Here is a 16,036-nt window from a genome sequence, read left to right on the forward strand (position 1 = left end):
TTGCTGACTCTTAAACGATCACCTATTACTAGGCAGAGGTTTGCTGTAACAAGTCTGGTTTTAGTAATGTGAAAGCGATGAGGGTTGTTTCTCATCGCCTTTTTGTGATTTTTTAAAGTTTGGTGCTCATTTAAAAATGATTGTTGGGGTTTAGCGAAATATCAATATTCGTTGCTTAACTCTGATGTCTTCATTTTACCTCAACTTTATTGTCGTCCCTTTATTAATCCTTAAGTTTATCAATTAGAGCTAGTATTCGTCTATTTTTTGTATCTTCCTTTTTAGCAAGCTCAATATAATTAATCTGCTCTCGTTTAATGTAATCAGGCTGGTTTAGAAATGTATTCAGCATGTGGTACTCTTCAAGGTTTGTAGTAATGTAATCTGGCACAATCAGTTTACGATTTTCCTCGCATTTCTTAAGTATTATATGTAATGTATCACCGAGCTCTTTTTGTAATGCTCTTCGAATAAATTCGTTATAAACAAAATAATGCCCATTCTTTGACGGCAATAAAGTATGGTCAAATTCGTACCCGTCAACAGAGATTTGAATAGGTACTTTACCATTAGTATTGAATATCTCCCTTACTGAATAGGGGAAATAGACTACTTTCCATTTCATTTTACCTTCCAGCAGCTTTATCTCACTATCAAATTCATAAACCATATTAAATAACACTCCTCGTGGTAAAGAAGCTGATTTCGGTCACTCATTTTATCATAGCCACTTTGCTGTTTCTAGGTGATTCGAATTCAATATGCTGTTGCAATAACCTATATGATGTTGAACATGCCTTATCTGCATGAGGATAACATCAGTTTTAGTTATTTCTTCGTATAGTACACATGGTTCCAATAATCTGCAGTCAGTAAGTTCATCAAAAAAATTACGAGCCACACTCAATATCTCCTCTAGGTACGTCGTCATTTCCTCCTTAGTAGGGTAGTCAGAGCACTCCTTATCTAAGTCTTCTGTTATATCTTTACCGAAGTCAGGTATTTTGAATTCTTCATCCTTCTGCTGCCTAAACCAAAATTTCATGCTGGTTGTAGCGTGGAATATATGCTTCCAGTATTTATGCTTGGCATTCTTCCAAAAATGATCAGGACATACTTCGATAAGATTCTTCAACATTTCTACGGTTGGATCAAACTGTCTTCTTAAAACAGCCACCATCTTATCACTCATGTTCATCAACTCACTTCTTGAATTTTAGAATCTTAACTTTATTCTTGTTCTCAGCAACCAAAACCTTCCATTTTACGATGGTGCATTTGGAAAATTTGTGTCACATAATAATTTAATGAAGCTGTCGCTATTTATCTTGAATTAAAAGTATTGCAATATAGGATAGGTTCGCGATTCAATCATAAAAAAATTATTACTTATACTGGAGGAACCTCTAGAAGATGAACCCACAACTGTTACAGGATTTTCCGTTCTTTGAACATCTTGATGATGAATATTTAGCTGAAATTACTAAGGTATGTGGCGAGCGTACTTATATAAAAGGAGAGTCCATCTTTTTGAGGGTGAAGAGGGAGAGGAGCTCTATCTGGTTCTATCTGGAGTTGTTCAAATCTATCAAGATAACCACTCTAGGGATGTAGTACTCTCTATTTTTAGAGTAGGTGATTTCTTTGGAGAGATGGCTTTGTTGCAAAATGAAAGAGCGCGCTCTGCTTCTGCAAGGACCATTGAGAAGTCTACCTTATGTATTTTGAAAAAACGCGATTCATTACTTTACTAAAAAGTAATCCGGAAATACTAATCGGCATTTTGGAAACAGCATTAGATCGTCTGCGTGATGCCAATAAATTAATAACAAACTTAACCGTTATCGACGTGCGTACGCGTATTGCTCGCGTGTTGTTGCGTCTAACAGAACAGCACGGAGTGCCCTCTGATGAAGGTGTTCTAATCGATTTGAAATTAACGCATCAACACCTGGCGGATATGACAGGAACGGCGCGTGAGACCGTGAAAAAATCATTGCTTGGATTACAGGATGAGCAGTTGATACGTATTGATTAAAGGAAATACATTATGATGCGGCTCCATAGGTAGTAAAAGAAAAGACACCTTGAAGGGTGTCTTTTTACGTTATTGCAGCTTAAAAAGAAGATTCCAACAGTATTCCCGACTTTAATGAAAGTTCCCGGTTTCATTTTCCGTGAATTTGCCGTCGCTGTCATGCTGAGATTGCTTGCGGCGATCATTACGGGCTTGTTGCTGCTGTTGGGCTTCCAGGCTGTTTACGGGCGTGGCTTCCAAATCTTTTACAGTGTTGATCAGATTCTTGTCTGGTTTATTTGCGCTCAATTGAAAATTCCTCCTTGTTTACCTAATGGTTGTGAATTTTATTATGTGCTGGCTACTGTGTGGCTATTCGTGTTGTATGATCACAATCCATTCGCTGTCCTATAATCATTAGCTCAGAACACGGTTAGATATGGGAGATATGAGTAAATGATTGTTTCGGAACCTTTTTTAGTTTTGATATGTTGAACGTGTTCTGGTTCCAGAATTTGTATTATTTTCGAAGGGATACAGGGGCTAGATGCAGGATCTCTTTCTAAATATTTAGGAGGTGAAAAGAGAAACTTCATTTTTTGCAAGCGGTTACAATAATATCTGCAACAAATTAAATCGGGAGGAAATAAAATGAAAAAAAGAGTTGCAAAGGTAACCAGTATTGTTGTGTTGTTTTCTCTTGCTCTTTCTTTAATAGTAGGTGGATGGACAAATACGGTGGTGCATGCTGCTGGTCTTGCGGTAACAGGCAGTGGAGGCTGGAATGAAACGGCATATGTGGAATGGTCACCTGTAAGCAATGCGACAGGGTATAACGTTTATGTTAAATTGGCAAGTGCAGCGGATTCTGGGTATCAACAAATTAATAATGAGTTAATCCGCAAATATTCTTCCTACTGGAGAGCAGATGCTGTTGGGCTTGCAGCCGGTAATTATGTGATGAAAGTTGAAGCTACCTTGTCAGGGGGTGGGACGGTAAGTGCGGTTTCAAATCCACTATCCGTAACGTCATATGACCGCTCAGGATTTGCTTTTTCGACTAGTTCGCAATATGGTACAGGATCAGGGGCTTATAATGAGAATGGAACCCTCAAGAATGGTGCTCAAGTGCTGTATATAACATCTCAGAATGCGCAAACCGTAACCCTTGGTGTGAAAATCAACAGCTCCGGCGCTGTACAAACAGGGGTTGGTCTGGGTGGTATTCTGACACTGAGACAAAAAGGTTATGATACAACTCCACTTGCGATCCGAATTATCGGAAAAGTTACAGCTGCTGATCTGAGTGGACAGCTTAACAGCAGTGGGTATCTTGAAGTCAAAGGTAAAAACAATTATTCGGAAATGAATATTACTATTGAAGGTATCGGGAATGATGCTTACGCGTACGGTTGGGGAATGCTTCTAAGATATGTAGGTAATGTGGAAGTAAGAAACCTGGGTGTAATGTTATTCCCTGACGATGGCATTTCAATGGATTCCGGCAATATGAATGTCTGGGTGCATAATAATGATATTTTTTATGGAGCTGCTGGAGGCGATGCAGACCAAGCCAAGGGCGACGGTTCCACAGACCTTAAAAATGGATCCAACTATATTACAATCTCTTACAACCATTACTGGGATTCCGGAAAATCCTCGCTAGTTGGTTTGAGTGAGCCGGCTGAATTTTTTGTTACCTTCCACCACAACTGGTTTGACCATTCGGACTCCCGTCATCCGCGGATTAGAGTGGCTTCCGTCCATATCTATAACAACTTTTTCGATGGTATCTCCAAATACGGTGTGGGTGTAACTACAGGTGCTTCAGCTTTTGTAGAATCTAATTATTTTAGACATGCTAAATTTCCAATGATGATCTCCTTACAAGGTACAGATGCTTTAGGGGAGGGTACGTTCTCAGGCGAAAATGGAGGTGTGATTAAAGCCTATAACAATCTTATTGTAGAGGCTTCAAGTCTCATCTATGCGAATTCAAACACAGGGACAGCTCCTGCTAATGCTACCTCATTTGATGCTTACTTAGCTTCGTCAAGAAATGAAACCGTCCCAAGCTCATACAAAGCACTAAAAGGCGGAACAGCCTATAATAACTTCGACACGAGCGTAAATACAGGAGTGAACGTATCTAATATTGATAACGTAAGCAATGTTGAACAGATTGTTATGGCAAAAGCCGGACGTCTGAATGGCGGAGACTTCACATGGGAATTTAATGATTCAGTGGATGACGTTTCGTATGCGCTGAATACAGCGCTGATGTCTGCAATCAGAGGCTACACAACGGGACTTGTCTCTGTAGGGGGGAATTCAAACCCAACGAATCCGACTCCGACTCCATCAGTAACACCTACGCCAACAGTAACTCCTGTGCCAACAGCGACCCCAGCTCCAACAGCAACTCCTGTACCAACGGCGACTCCAGCACCGACGACAACGCCAGTGCCGACAGCGGGAGCAACCGTTCACAACTTTACTACTGATGGAACAACAAGCAGCTTCTTCAATATCCAAGGCAATCTCTCAACAAGTAAGGGAACTGTGGCATATCAGGGTTTAACCCTATCCCAATGTCTAAAAATTGAGAGTGCAACCAGCATTCAATTCACTTCTGCTAAAGCTTCAGCGCTAACCCTAGTGTTCAACACAGAGGGAACGAAAATCAAAGTGGATGGAACAAGTTACCCTATAACCAATGGCATTGCCACTGTCTCTCTGGCCGCAGGTGCGCATACCATTACAAAAGATAGTACGGCGAATCTGTATTATATGAAGCTGGAATAGGGAACTGACCGCCTCTACTTTAATATGGAGTATCAGAAAAGCGACCTGTAGGGGTCGCTTTTCTTTGCTTTTTCTTATGGTCTTATTACTTGAGTTATTGTCGATTGAAAAACTATCAATTTTGTGTTTATTTGATTAATCTTTATCATCAACCAAATCAATAATCTCACGAATATCCTCAATATTTAAAGCTTCTGCAATTTTGCTTATATGACTAAAGTTAATATTCTCCCTTTTTCCATTAGCTAACTCACTTAATGCAGCATGTCGGACATCGGATATTCTGGACAATTCTCGTAGGGAAATCTTATGTTTTTTAGTCAATTCTGATATTTTTACTATAACTCTCTTTCCCACTTCTAATCGCCTCACTAACTCTGAGTTTTCATCTTGACTATACGCATAAGACGGATTTTCTTTTCATGAGAATAAACCTCTCAGTTTTTAAGAAAGCTGCTGTAAGTAAAGTAAAAGACATCTTAACTGTGTCTTTTACTTTACTATATAAGCGTGATAGTTCAATCCAGCCTATACTAATTCTCGGTTATTCCCCATACCGGTCAATCGCCATAGCTGCGGATTTCAGCATGCGCCGCTTAAGATGCTCACCCTCGACGATTTTTACGCGCAGGCCAAGAAAACGGATTTTGGACAATAGGAATTCGCTATCGTCTCTCATGTAGATGACTTTGATTCGATAGATGCCCGAATTTTCATCAAAGGACACGGACTTATCAAAACAGGAAAAGGCGTACAGAATTCGTGACAGCTCAGCATTAAAGGTGGGAATGACTTGAATACATGCACATTCTTTCTGATCCTCTAATAATCGCGTTATTCTTGCTTTTAAGTCATCAATCCGTTTGGCAGGGAAGGGAGCTGCTTCGACAGAAACAATGTTTTTTAGTTTAGTGGACATAAGAGAACGTTGCCGGGTGCTATACCATTGCAGATACCACTCCCGCTTATACATGTTGTATTCCAGCTTATGAGGGAACCCGGCTTGGTCAGTTCGTTGGCCTCCATGCTTAATATGGAAAGTAATAAGGATCGCTTGATTCTGCATGATTATACAGCGGAGTGTACGAAGCATTGGATGATAGACCTGCCGCTCTTTGCTTTTAGCTTTCTCCATAATAATTTGCCGCACTTCTGTGGACGCTTCTGCCTCCAATATGGCGTTCAATTTACTTAAGGTATCCAGTGTAAAAGCTGCTTCTGAGGCCGGGTGCATTAACATGGTTTTCAGCCAGGAACGTTCCTGGGAGGTCAGCGCTAATGAACCCACTTCGTCGAGGCGTGAAATGATTTGGAAGTTAAATATTTTCTCAAATGGATTCATAATAGCTGTGAATCTCCTTCCACTCCGCGATAAATTGCTTACGCAGCCAAGGGGGTTCTAATACCTCGCAGCTCGAACCAAAGCTTCGTAACCACGGCTTAATTTCATAAATACCATTCACTGTGATCTCATAAAGGAATGTAGAATCGGACTCTTCCGTAATTACTCCCCACTGTCCCTGCGCTTCAACCCGCTCCCGAATAAAATTAACACCAGAGCGATTGGGGTTATAAAATCTCGCCACCACTTTAATTGCACGGGTGGTATCTATAACCCAGCTGTTTGTCATCTGCTCTTCCAGATTGCTGAGTTTCTGAGCAAACTCTGCTTCTTCCACAGTGTCGCCCTCCTCAATTTGAGTAAGGCCCTCCATTCGGAATTTCATGATGCCCATACGTGAATTATGTCCGATTAAATACCAGCGCCCATATTGATGGTCATAGATGACGCGGAGCGGAAGAACGGTTTCTGTGACGCCCCTTGTTTCCCGCTCAAAGAGAGGATTGGTATTCTGAGAGGCGTAGTTTTTGCCCTTTTTAGGGGATAGATATAGAAACTTAATTTTTTTTCGCTGCTGAATCGCTGCAAAAATTGTGTATAGGTGTGCCTCGTCAAGAATACGTGAATGATAATTATATTTGTATCTATGGGTTTCCGTAGCTTCGGGGTTATAACCCCGCTTCCGCAGGACCTTTTTTAAGGTGTCGCGCAGCAGGTAACCTTGCACCGACGGAGTCTGCGTGTTGGCGATGACATCAACATAGTCGTAAAGATCCAAGAGCTGATCGCCCGATAATTGATCAATCAGATCGTTAGCAGCCTTGTATCGATAAGGACGGCCCTCATTTACACGAAGAATAACGCCAACTTCCTCAAGATATTTCAGATCTCCACGGATGGTCTTCTCATCGGGCATTGGACAATCGGTTGGCATTTGCTCACTGCAGACATCCTGTAGATCTTTAGCCGTTAGCTCCTGAGTCTGAAGCGCAGTTAATAGTAGAGTAAGCCGGATGCTCTCCGTTTCCTTAAGCGACTTCGCCCGGAACAAGAACAGGAGCAGCGGGTCGGCAGATTCATAATAGTTATAGCGGAGCCACTCAGAGAGTTCCGTTCCTTGTTCTGTAGGCAGGTCTTGTTGTAAGACGGTTACCATGCCCTTCAGGTTGCGCAGCGTTTTGTCATAGGTATGTACAGAAATGCCGAGACGATCGGCGAATTGTTGTCTGCTGTAAGCTCCCCCCGCTAAAGAGAGCATGCGAAGAAATTGAATCTCCTTGTCAAAACTTTCCCGGGCCATTTGTATCCCTCCAGCCTGTAGCGAATCCATTAGAAATAGTAGTACTTATTATATTAAGCACCAGAGTTGAATAAAATGGAAGTATTTTTGGCCGCCGCCATACTTCCGCCCTGTTCGTTACAGGGAAGATGAGCGAAGATAGATCCATGAAGCCGAAGCAATTCTGAAGAGGCGTTCGAATAGTATCAATGGTAGAGAATAGGGAAGTAACCGATCTGGAGGGATGAAGATGGATCCTATAAACAAGCTTATCTGTGAGCAGCTGGAACAGATTGAATATGAGGAGCAAGTTACAATATTGTATGCCTGCGAATCAGGCAGCCGGGCCTGGGGATTCCCATCGCAGGATAGTGATTATGATGTGAGATTTATTTATCTGCATAAACCGGAATGGTATCTATCTATTTTTGATAAGCGGGATGTGATCGAGCGTCCTATTAACAATATGCTTGATATCAATGGCTGGGATTTGCGTAAAGCACTGAATTTATTCCGGAAGTCAAATCCACCGCTGCTGGAGTGGCTGCAATCACCCATTCAATATGCCGAAAAGTACAGTATAGCAGAGAAGCTTAGAAGCATCTCCCCGTACACATTTTCGCCGAAGTCTTGTATGTACCATTATTTAAACATGGCAAGAGGGAACTACCGTGATTATCTGCAAGGCGAACAGGTCAAGATCAAAAAGTACTTTTATGTGCTTCGTCCCGTTCTAGCTTGTGAGTGGACTCACCGATATGGAGAGATGCCGCCGATGGAGTTCGATGTACTGGTAGAGCGGCTTATTCCGAAGGATGAAGAGCTGTGGCAGGTGATTCAGCAATTGCTGGCACGAAAAAAATCCGGTGAAGAACTAGACTACGGACCGCAGCTAACCGTGATTAACGATTATTTAGAAGAACAGTTCCAAGTGTTGGATAAGGTGGCGGCGTCCTTGAATGCTAAGGAGAACAACAGAGATCATCAGCTGGATGCTCTATTTCGAGAAGCTTTACAGGAAGTATGGGGACGGGCCCTATAGAAAGATTGATAGGAGGAAGATGGTAGTGGCTATTGTACAACTGAAATCTACGAATCCAAACTTCACTTTTTTAATTAAAAAAAATCCAGTGACAGGTATGCAGCTTCGTCCGGTTCGTCAGGGAGTGGCTTATGGATGGTATTCTGATGAGGCAACTTATAACGTTTATTTTAAGGATGCAGATAACGATATATCCTACAAGCAGAACGGAAGCGAGAGCTTTGAGTATTTAAATGTCTCCCGGTTTAATACACCTCTATTTCCGCTTAATGCGGTCAATGAGTTTTTCTCTACACCCTTCAAAGCCCAGGATGAACGGGATGCGGAAGGATATGAGCATTCTTTTTTCATTAATATGGTTCAGGTTGAGCGGATACACTATATTGAATTTTTCCAAAAGCATTTAAAGGGATATACCTTCTCCTTGCAGCATCAGGCACATAAGAGCTATTCACTGACGATTACCACACATAAAAGCTTGTATCACCTCTTGCATGTTGTTGGTGTGCTGTCCTTGTTCTTATCCATATTTGGGGATGAGTACATAGATATTTCGGATGCTATTTTGGATAAATATATCCGCAGCCTTAACGTCATTGATGCACCCTTTTATATAAGAAGTCTATTTGCAAGGAATTTCCTTACCTCAAAGGAACGGTTCAAGCGATATAAAGCCTCCATCGAACAAACGGACCAGTATTCTATTGGGCTGGAGTATGGCGGTACTGCGATGCAGCGGCGTACTTTTATTTCGAGTGTGCTTCCATTCAATAAGCCGATTCTGGACATCGGTTGCGGAGAAGGTTTCTATGCAATTCCGTTTGCCGGGAAAATAGAGAGTACCTATTATGCGGTAGATATAGCTGAGGAGCTGCTGGAGGTTGTGAATCGGAAAGCGAAAGCTAAGGACATTGATAACATTGCAACCTTTGGCTCACTGGACCATTTTCTGGAGTCGTACAACGGGGAGCAGGTTGATGTGATTCTAACAGAAGTTGTAGAACACATGAGCGAAGGTGAGGCAGCAGAGCTTATTCAGCAAATAATCGGTAATGTGAATTTTCAACAGCTTATTGTGACCACACCGAATGCTGATTTCAATCGTTATTATGAGCTGGAAGGATTCCGGCATGAGGATCACAAGTGGGAAATGGGACAGCAAGCGTTCGGGCAATGGGTTTTGGATACGATTCAAGGTTTAGCAGTCGAGGTCGAATATTTGATGGTTGGTGACCGGGTTGGCGAGATCCGTACGACGCAATGCGCTATTGTGCGAAGAAAGGAGGAATAGACAGTGGAAATTCAAACACGTGTACATACCATATTTCTGCTTGTAGGAGCAACGGAATGTGGGAAATCGACCTTTGCTAAAGAAGTTCTGATCCCGCAGTTAAAACTAGAGGATGTTTCTAAAGGGTTACGTACGAATGTGCAGTACTTATCCTCGGATAGTATCCGTCAGGAGATATTGGGCTACGACTATGATAAGTATGATCAGGTTATGCTGGAGGCGAGTTCGCATACCTTTCAATTATTGTTTGAGAGATTGAAGTTAGTCACTTCTTTTCCGATTAATGCGGAGTTTGTGGTGATGGATACCATTGGGCTATCCGAAGATTATCGTAGTAAAGTCCGTGAGATCGCCGGGCAAAATAATTACAATCTGGAGGTTATTCTGTTTGATTACCGCAAACGGGAGGATTACTACGCCTCAGAGCGCTCGAAGAAGCTGATCTCCAATCATTTAAACCGGCTCAGAAAAGAAGTCTTGCCTGTTCTGTCACGGGAAGGTTACAACAAGATTCATAAAGTGCGTGCTAAAGATTTTATTCTCGAGGGTGAAGGGATACCTAATCCGGACTACCGGGTGATTATACAGGATTGGGATACTTACGCATCTACGGTACTTCTACAAGCACAAGAGTATATTGTGGTTGGGGATGTTCATGAGTGTGTCGAAGAGCTTCAGGGACTATTACGTAATTACGGCTATCGGGAGCACGAAGGTAAGTTAAGTGCAACAGATAAGCTCAGTAACACACGAGTCATTCTTGCTGGTGACTGGATTGATAAGGGTAAAAAGACGCGGGAGACGATTGAGTTCTTATTTGATAACCGCGAGCATTTCCTATTTGTTATGGGCAATCACGAGAACTTTGTATACAAGTACGTAAAGGGGGAGATTCAAGGAACCGATCCGGAACTGCTAAGAACGTACTTTGATTCCACCCAAGTGCTTAAGGAGGATCCCGCGCTTTTTAGTAAATTTTCGGCTTTAGTGGAGCAATCCCAGTCCTTTTACCGCTATATCGGTATGCAAGGTCCTTCTTTTTATGTTACCCATGCTCCTTGCCGTAATAAGTACATTGGTAAGCTGGATACGAATTCACTACGCCATCAGCGTAACTTTCGGCTGGATCGTGAGGTTTCCTTTGAGGAACAGCTTGATTTCCTAAAGCAAGAGGCTGTGAGTAATCACCCCTTTCATCTCTTCGGACATATTGCAGCCAAGCAGACTTTTCGGATCAAAAACAAACTCCACCTCGACACAGGGAGTGCGCAGGGTAATGAACTAACTTCTGTTCGCATGTCGTTTAAACCTTTCTATAAAAGTCAAAAATCGCATGTGACTACGGTGCACGAAGAGCTAACTATCCTGTTCCGGGAAAAGCAAACCGTATCCTTGCTGGAGCTTGATTACGAGTCTGTGCGCAGACTGCAGTATTCCTCGCAGAACCGGGTCAACTTCATCTCCGGGACGATGTCACCTGCGGATAAGGATGTGGCTGCCGGTGAGCTTGAGTCTCTGCAAAAAGGGTTGGATTATTTTGCCGAACGTCGTATTTCAGAAGTCGTTCTGCAGCCTAAATATATGGGATCACGCTGTAGTTTGTACCTTTATCGGGATATAGAGCAGTGTTACGCAATTAGCCGGAACGGCTATAAGGTTCAGGCGGTCGATCTGACGCCTATCTACGAACAGCTGCTTCATAAATTCGGAACCTATATGGCTGAGCAGGGGATCCGTGTGCTTTTACTGGATGGCGAGCTGCTGCCTTGGAAAGCGCTTGGGGATGGGTTAATTGAGCGTCAGTTCCGGCCAATTGGCAAAGCGCTGGAGACAGAGCTGGATTTCTTAAGACAATATGGATTTGAGGAGTCACTGGGTAAACTGATACAGGATTTTGAAGTAAGCGGGTTTGAACAAGACCAGCACCATATGTCGAAAGAGACGCTTAACAATAACTATGGGTCTCATGTTTACCAGACTTTTAAGCATGTCCGTGACATAAGAGAATCGTATGTAGATCTTGACCAGCGTGACGAAGCCTACCGAGTATACAAGCAGCAACTGGAGCTGTATGCGGGTGATGCGGAATTAACATACAAACCTTTTGCAATCCTGAAGGAAGTGCTGGAGAATGGCGCTGAACGGGTACCTGACGGCAAAACCTCCGAATTATACAGGTTCTTAAACGAGGATGAATCTCTGGTTCTGGACTTGAAAGAGCCTGATGCTTACATCAGAGCAGAGGAGTATTTCGCAAAGATAACGGTAGAGAAACATATGGAGGGAATTGTAATCAAACCGGAGCAAGAACAGCAGGGGGTAGTCCCATACATGAAGGTCCGCAATCCGGGCTACCTGTCGATCATCTACGGGTACGACTACAAGTTTCCACATAAGTATGCCAAGCTGATGAAGCAGAAGAATATCGCTCCTAAGCTTCGTACGTCCTTAATCGAACACCGGCTGGGCAGACAAATGCTAGAAGTGAAGCTGGATGAGATCTCGTCTGACAACGAGGACTACAAGCAAATTGCAGCAAACTTGTTATTCGAGGTAACGAAAGAGAAAGAGATCGACCCGAGGTTGTAGAGGATTGTTACAGGCGAAGAAACTTGGTTTGCCAATTATGAGAATGAGTTCAGGCTGTCGGGAAGGTCCCGGCAGTCTTTTTTTCGTTCGGGGAGGAAGCGGAAACAGCTATCTTGCAACAAACAGACAAATTAATGCAAGAAAACGTAAGATAGTGGTCATAGGCCTTTTTTGATAATAATATGAAACCTGAGAGGAGGCAGCACAACTTGGAAATCATTTTTGAAGAGGACATAGAAATGGACCGGGGTACTACGAAAGTAACAACCCACCCGGCTGAAAAGGAACATTGGGCAAATATCGAAGTAGCCATTCAAACATCGGAGAAACGGATCATGGTCATCAACGCCAAAAATGATCGCAATGTCTCGATTGTATCCAGCTCAATCGCGGTCATAGAGCCGGAAGGCCGTATGTGCAGTGTACGTGTAATTACGGGAGAAATGTTTCTTCTTAATACACGATTGAAATTTGTTGAAGAAGTTCTGAATTCACCTCAGTTTATAAAAATTAATAATCAGACCATAATCAACACCAGCTACATAAAAGAGTTCTCAGCAACGGATAATGCGAGAATAAAAGTGATTCTGACGAATGGTTCTTGTTATTTTGTCAGCCGCTATTATATTAAAAATTTCAGGAGGAACTATCATGGTTAATCAATTAAAAAATTCATTTTTTCAGGTGTTTACTTTAACTTCTTTATGGATAACGCTACTGTTAACTGTGTTTTTCAAGGATCAATCTATTGATATGTTATATCTATGGCGTATTGCAGGTATCGCCATTATTTCCGCGGGGATATTCGGAGTGATGTACAATGTGTTGTGGAACTATTTCACGTTAAGACCGCTTTGGAATATTCTGATTTCTTCGACCTTCAGTATATTTGGCGGAATGGGAATGGTGTGGTTATTCTCAAAAGAAATGTTCAACTTCATAAGCCCCTGGTTGCCTGGAATGTTGTTGTTATCGGTTATACTGCACACTATAGCTTTCTATTTCTACGCCAGAATTAATAGCAGGAAACAAGCTGAGGAGTTAAATAAAATTTTGAAATAACCTCGTTCTAATTGTAAAAACAGGAGGACGCACCTTATCGGTCCGTCCTCCTATCTATTCCTCATAAATACGCTTTAACCCATAATAACGAGCACGTTGTTTTCTGGCGCCATTTTGGCGACGGGGATCAGGTTGCCTTGAATTTCTTCACCGTTAATAACGATATGGGTAACCCCTTTTTGTACACCTTTCTTGTTCTCCACCTGGATGTTCAGCTTCTTCCCACGGAATTCCCGGACCATGGAAAAGTCTGTCCAGTCGGAAGGAACACACGGGTTGAGGCGAAGGCCATCAAATTGCGGTTGAACCCCCATAATACCTTCCACCAAGGAGACCATCACGGTTGAAGCGGTGCCGGTCAGCCAGTGGACATGGGCCCGGCCTTGATATGGGCTGTCCTTGGACTCGACAAACTGGCCATGTACATAAGGCTCGAGTTTGCGGATTTCGGCCTTATCGTTCATGCTGGCCGGACTGCAATTCAGGAAGTATTCGAACGCGCGCCCACCGTTGCCAATCATGGTTTCCGCCAGAATGAGCCATCCCTGCGGCTGGCTGAAGATGCCGCCGTTTTCCTTAGTTGAGGCGTTGAAAAGAGCCATCAACGCTACTGGCAAACCGTATTCACGGAACGGTGGGTAGAATAACATAGTGCCGTAATCGGTCCGCAGATTCTCATACACTTTGTCCATGGAGAGCTTCGCCTGATCCGGGCGGGCTGCACCGCTTAATACGGCCCAGCTTTGCGGATTAAGCCAAATTTTGGCCTCATCATTCTCCCAGGAGCCGATGGTATAGTTGTCTTCTGTAAATCCGCGGACGAATTGATCGTTCTCCCAAGCGTGCTTTTGAATGTTATCGTCCAGCTCATCAAGCAGGCCCTGCGCCCATTGAATGTCTTCAGGCTTGTTCTTATTTTGTGCAATTTCCATGAACACCTTGAATGCCATATACAGCTGGAATGCGACGAACAACGACTCGCCCTTCGCTCCAAGCCGTAGACAATCGTTCCAGTCGGCATGAAGCCCAACCGGCATGCCGTGTGCGCCCATACGATCCAGACTGAACTGAAGCGCCTGGCGCAAATGCTCGTACACAGTGCCCTCACCTTTATCCGAATAAGGGATTATTTCATCTGTAAAATCCCAGTTGCCACTTTCATTCAAGTATTTAATGACGGTTGGGAACAGCCATAAAGCGTCATCGGCCCGATAATGGGGATGACCAGTTTCCCGTACATATTCCGGATCATCCGGTGTGCCCTCATGCCCAGGATTGTGGTCAAATTTCACCAACGGAAGTCCACCGCCGTTGGAAACCTGGGCGGATATCATCAGTCTAAGACGTTCAAGGGCCATCTCATGATCCAGATGAATGATGCCTTGAATATCCTGCACCGTATCCCGATAGCCCAGTCCATTACGAAGACCGGAGTATTGGAAAGAGGCTGCTCGTGACCAGATGAAAGTGATAAAGCATTGATATGCATTCCAAGTGTTGATCATGTTGTTCAGGTTATCGCTTGGTGTCTGGACCTGGAAGCGGTTAAGCTTGCTGTGCCAGAATGCTTTTAACTCTTCGAGTTCTTTATCTACCACGGACAAGTCTTTATAATGGCTGAGAATCTCGGAAGCGCCTTTCTCATCATACTGTCCCAGTAGAAATGCGATTTCTTTCTCTTCTCCCGGCTGCAAATCTACGTTAAGCTGCAGGGCACCGCAGGAGTTAGTATTGTAGTTTAATGAATTGGAGCATTGGCCGTTCTCGACAGAGGCTGGATTGCCATAACTGCGGTAATCGCCTAGGAACGTATCCCGGTCACCGTCATAAGCGGTAACTTCTGCACCTGCAGCGCCGAAGAATCTCCAGGTCTGTTCTTCGGGGGTGTTTTCATTGATGACTTGAAGGATCATATTATTTTTATAGTAGGTCCGTGAAATAAACAAAGTGTACTGAAGGTTGACGGTATCCTGCTCGTAGTTGTTATTGTTGGTTAATTCAACAAATCCGAAGAGAGCCAGCTTGCGTGCTTTGGAGTCATCATTGCGCACCTTCATGCGCCACACCTCGTAGGTTTTGTTCAGTGGCACATAATATAATGATTCTGTATGGATGTTATCGTAATCCGAGACGAGGTTCGTGTATCCGGTTCCATGATGGCATACGGACTTATATTGCTCCAGATCTTTACCCACAGGCTGCCAGGAGCCGGACCAATAATCCCCGTTCTCCAAATCTCTCACGTAAATATAGCGTCCGGGCTCGTCCTTAGAGTTGAAGTGGTAACGGATATGCCGCCCATTTGCGCCAGATTTTACAAAGCTATAACCGCCTGCGTTACCTGAGATGATCGCGCCATATTCCGGCGAGCCGAGGTAATTCGCCCAAGGGGCAGGCGTATTCGGCTTGGTAATGAGGTATTCCTTGTTTTTTTCATCAAAATAACCATATTGCATAACCATTCCTCCTATTAAGTGGTTAATGGGTCAATCTATAAACGCGCGTTCACAAAGGGGTCAAATATCCATGTGTAATTTTATTATAAGATACTTTTAGTAAATCGATAACCCTATATTTTAGCGAAAAAACGAACAAAAATGCTAACTTTT

At 43.2% G+C, this 16,036-nt stretch carries 15 protein-coding genes; 8 read left to right on the forward strand and 7 right to left on the reverse strand.

What is annotated here, in order from left to right; translation table 11 throughout:
• Positions 1-223 precede the first annotated feature (223 nt).
• Together NSQ66_RS00990 and NSQ66_RS00995 are read right to left on the reverse strand one after the other, a co-directional pair.
• Positions 224-670 carry a YdeI/OmpD-associated family protein gene (locus NSQ66_RS00990; RefSeq protein ID WP_036687161.1) on the reverse strand — a complete coding sequence of 149 codons (447 nt, stop codon included), beginning with the start codon at positions 668-670 and terminating at the stop codon, positions 224-226.
• A 51-nt stretch (positions 671-721) separates the two neighbouring features.
• Positions 722-1,192: a DinB family protein gene (locus tag NSQ66_RS00995; protein WP_162164288.1), complete on the reverse strand. Its 471-nt coding sequence runs from the start codon at positions 1,190-1,192 to the stop codon at positions 722-724.
• Between the two features lie 221 nt (positions 1,193-1,413).
• Between NSQ66_RS00995 and NSQ66_RS01000 the strand changes: the two genes are divergently transcribed.
• Both NSQ66_RS01000 and NSQ66_RS01005 read left to right on the forward strand, forming a co-directional pair.
• Positions 1,414-1,614 (forward strand): hypothetical protein, encoded by a 201-nt coding sequence (locus tag NSQ66_RS01000; RefSeq protein ID WP_244886414.1) that lies wholly within the window; start codon positions 1,414-1,416, stop codon positions 1,612-1,614.
• 103 nt (positions 1,615-1,717) lie between these two features.
• Entirely contained in the window at positions 1,718-2,038 is a 321-nt protein-coding gene (locus NSQ66_RS01005; protein ID WP_080742373.1) for a Crp/Fnr family transcriptional regulator, read from the forward strand.
• Between the two features lie 111 nt (positions 2,039-2,149).
• Here the strand turns inward: NSQ66_RS01005 and NSQ66_RS01010 are convergent, their stop codons facing one another.
• Positions 2,150-2,326 carry a hypothetical protein gene (locus NSQ66_RS01010; RefSeq protein WP_169744731.1) on the reverse strand — a complete coding sequence of 59 codons (177 nt, stop codon included), beginning with the start codon at positions 2,324-2,326 and terminating at the stop codon, positions 2,150-2,152.
• Positions 2,327-2,668: 342 nt separating this feature from the next.
• On the opposite strand from NSQ66_RS01010, the gene NSQ66_RS01015 reads away from it, so the two are divergent.
• Positions 2,669-4,822, forward strand: coding sequence for a pectate lyase (locus NSQ66_RS01015; protein WP_076101088.1), 2,154 nt, complete (start codon positions 2,669-2,671; stop codon positions 4,820-4,822).
• A gap of 135 nt (positions 4,823-4,957) precedes the next feature.
• Here the strand turns inward: NSQ66_RS01015 and NSQ66_RS01020 are convergent, their stop codons facing one another.
• The 3 genes from NSQ66_RS01020 to NSQ66_RS01030 all read right to left on the reverse strand — a co-directional run bounded on the left by NSQ66_RS01020 (position 4,958) and on the right by NSQ66_RS01030 (position 7,464).
• Entirely contained in the window at positions 4,958-5,179 is a 222-nt protein-coding gene (locus NSQ66_RS01020) for a helix-turn-helix transcriptional regulator (protein ID WP_036687168.1), read from the reverse strand.
• Between the two features lie 187 nt (positions 5,180-5,366).
• Positions 5,367-6,164, reverse strand: a complete 798-nt coding sequence (locus NSQ66_RS01025) for a WYL domain-containing protein (protein ID WP_076141444.1) — start codon at positions 6,162-6,164, stop codon at positions 5,367-5,369.
• Complete coding sequence (locus NSQ66_RS01030) at positions 6,151-7,464, reverse strand: WYL domain-containing protein (protein WP_076141443.1); 1,314 nt, start codon at positions 7,462-7,464, stop codon at positions 6,151-6,153. The genes NSQ66_RS01025 and NSQ66_RS01030 overlap by 14 nt, the downstream gene beginning before the upstream one ends.
• A gap of 229 nt (positions 7,465-7,693) precedes the next feature.
• Between NSQ66_RS01030 and NSQ66_RS01035 the strand changes: the two genes are divergently transcribed.
• From NSQ66_RS01035 to NSQ66_RS01055, 5 genes are all read left to right on the forward strand, one after another.
• On the forward strand, positions 7,694-8,485 hold the full coding sequence (locus NSQ66_RS01035; RefSeq protein WP_076141442.1) for a nucleotidyltransferase domain-containing protein: 792 nt from the start codon (positions 7,694-7,696) through the stop codon (positions 8,483-8,485).
• A 25-nt stretch (positions 8,486-8,510) separates the two neighbouring features.
• Positions 8,511-9,776, forward strand: coding sequence for a class I SAM-dependent methyltransferase (locus NSQ66_RS01040; RefSeq protein ID WP_076141441.1), 1,266 nt, complete (start codon positions 8,511-8,513; stop codon positions 9,774-9,776).
• 3 nt (positions 9,777-9,779) lie between these two features.
• A complete protein-coding gene (locus NSQ66_RS01045) occupies positions 9,780-12,365 on the forward strand; it encodes a metallophosphoesterase (RefSeq protein ID WP_076141440.1) in 2,586 nt (861 codons plus the stop codon).
• A gap of 209 nt (positions 12,366-12,574) precedes the next feature.
• Positions 12,575-13,024 carry a LytTR family DNA-binding domain-containing protein gene (locus tag NSQ66_RS01050; protein ID WP_038568151.1) on the forward strand — a complete coding sequence of 150 codons (450 nt, stop codon included), beginning with the start codon at positions 12,575-12,577 and terminating at the stop codon, positions 13,022-13,024.
• Positions 13,017-13,427, forward strand: a complete 411-nt coding sequence (locus NSQ66_RS01055; RefSeq protein WP_036687183.1) for a hypothetical protein — start codon at positions 13,017-13,019, stop codon at positions 13,425-13,427. The genes NSQ66_RS01050 and NSQ66_RS01055 overlap by 8 nt, the downstream gene beginning before the upstream one ends.
• Before the next feature lie 74 nt (positions 13,428-13,501).
• Here the strand turns inward: NSQ66_RS01055 and NSQ66_RS01060 are convergent, their stop codons facing one another.
• Positions 13,502-15,883: a N,N'-diacetylchitobiose phosphorylase gene (locus tag NSQ66_RS01060; RefSeq protein WP_076141439.1), complete on the reverse strand. Its 2,382-nt coding sequence runs from the start codon at positions 15,881-15,883 to the stop codon at positions 13,502-13,504.
• Between the last annotated feature and the right edge of the window lie 153 nt (positions 15,884-16,036).

The organism is Paenibacillus sp. FSL H3-0329 (assembly GCF_037963285.1).
Taxonomy (GTDB): domain Bacteria; phylum Bacillota; class Bacilli; order Paenibacillales; family Paenibacillaceae; genus Paenibacillus_AQ; species Paenibacillus_AQ odorifer.

Coding starts and splice junctions, on each gene's coding strand:
- NSQ66_RS01000 (WP_244886414.1), top strand. CDS start 1,414: ATGAACCCACAACTGTTACAGGATTTTCCGTTCTTTGAACATCTTGAT.
- NSQ66_RS00990 (WP_036687161.1), bottom strand. CDS start 670: ATGGTTTATGAATTTGATAGTGAGATAAAGCTGCTGGAAGGTAAAATG.
- NSQ66_RS01030 (WP_076141443.1), bottom strand. CDS start 7,464: ATGGCCCGGGAAAGTTTTGACAAGGAGATTCAATTTCTTCGCATGCTC.
- NSQ66_RS01015 (WP_076101088.1), top strand. CDS start 2,669: ATGAAAAAAAGAGTTGCAAAGGTAACCAGTATTGTTGTGTTGTTTTCT.
- NSQ66_RS01060 (WP_076141439.1), bottom strand. CDS start 15,883: ATGCAATATGGTTATTTTGATGAAAAAAACAAGGAATACCTCATTACC.
- NSQ66_RS01035 (WP_076141442.1), top strand. CDS start 7,694: ATGGATCCTATAAACAAGCTTATCTGTGAGCAGCTGGAACAGATTGAA.
- NSQ66_RS01005 (WP_080742373.1), top strand. CDS start 1,718: ATGTATTTTGAAAAAACGCGATTCATTACTTTACTAAAAAGTAATCCG.
- NSQ66_RS00995 (WP_162164288.1), bottom strand. CDS start 1,192: ATGAGTGATAAGATGGTGGCTGTTTTAAGAAGACAGTTTGATCCAACC.
- NSQ66_RS01025 (WP_076141444.1), bottom strand. CDS start 6,164: ATGAATCCATTTGAGAAAATATTTAACTTCCAAATCATTTCACGCCTC.
- NSQ66_RS01055 (WP_036687183.1), top strand. CDS start 13,017: ATGGTTAATCAATTAAAAAATTCATTTTTTCAGGTGTTTACTTTAACT.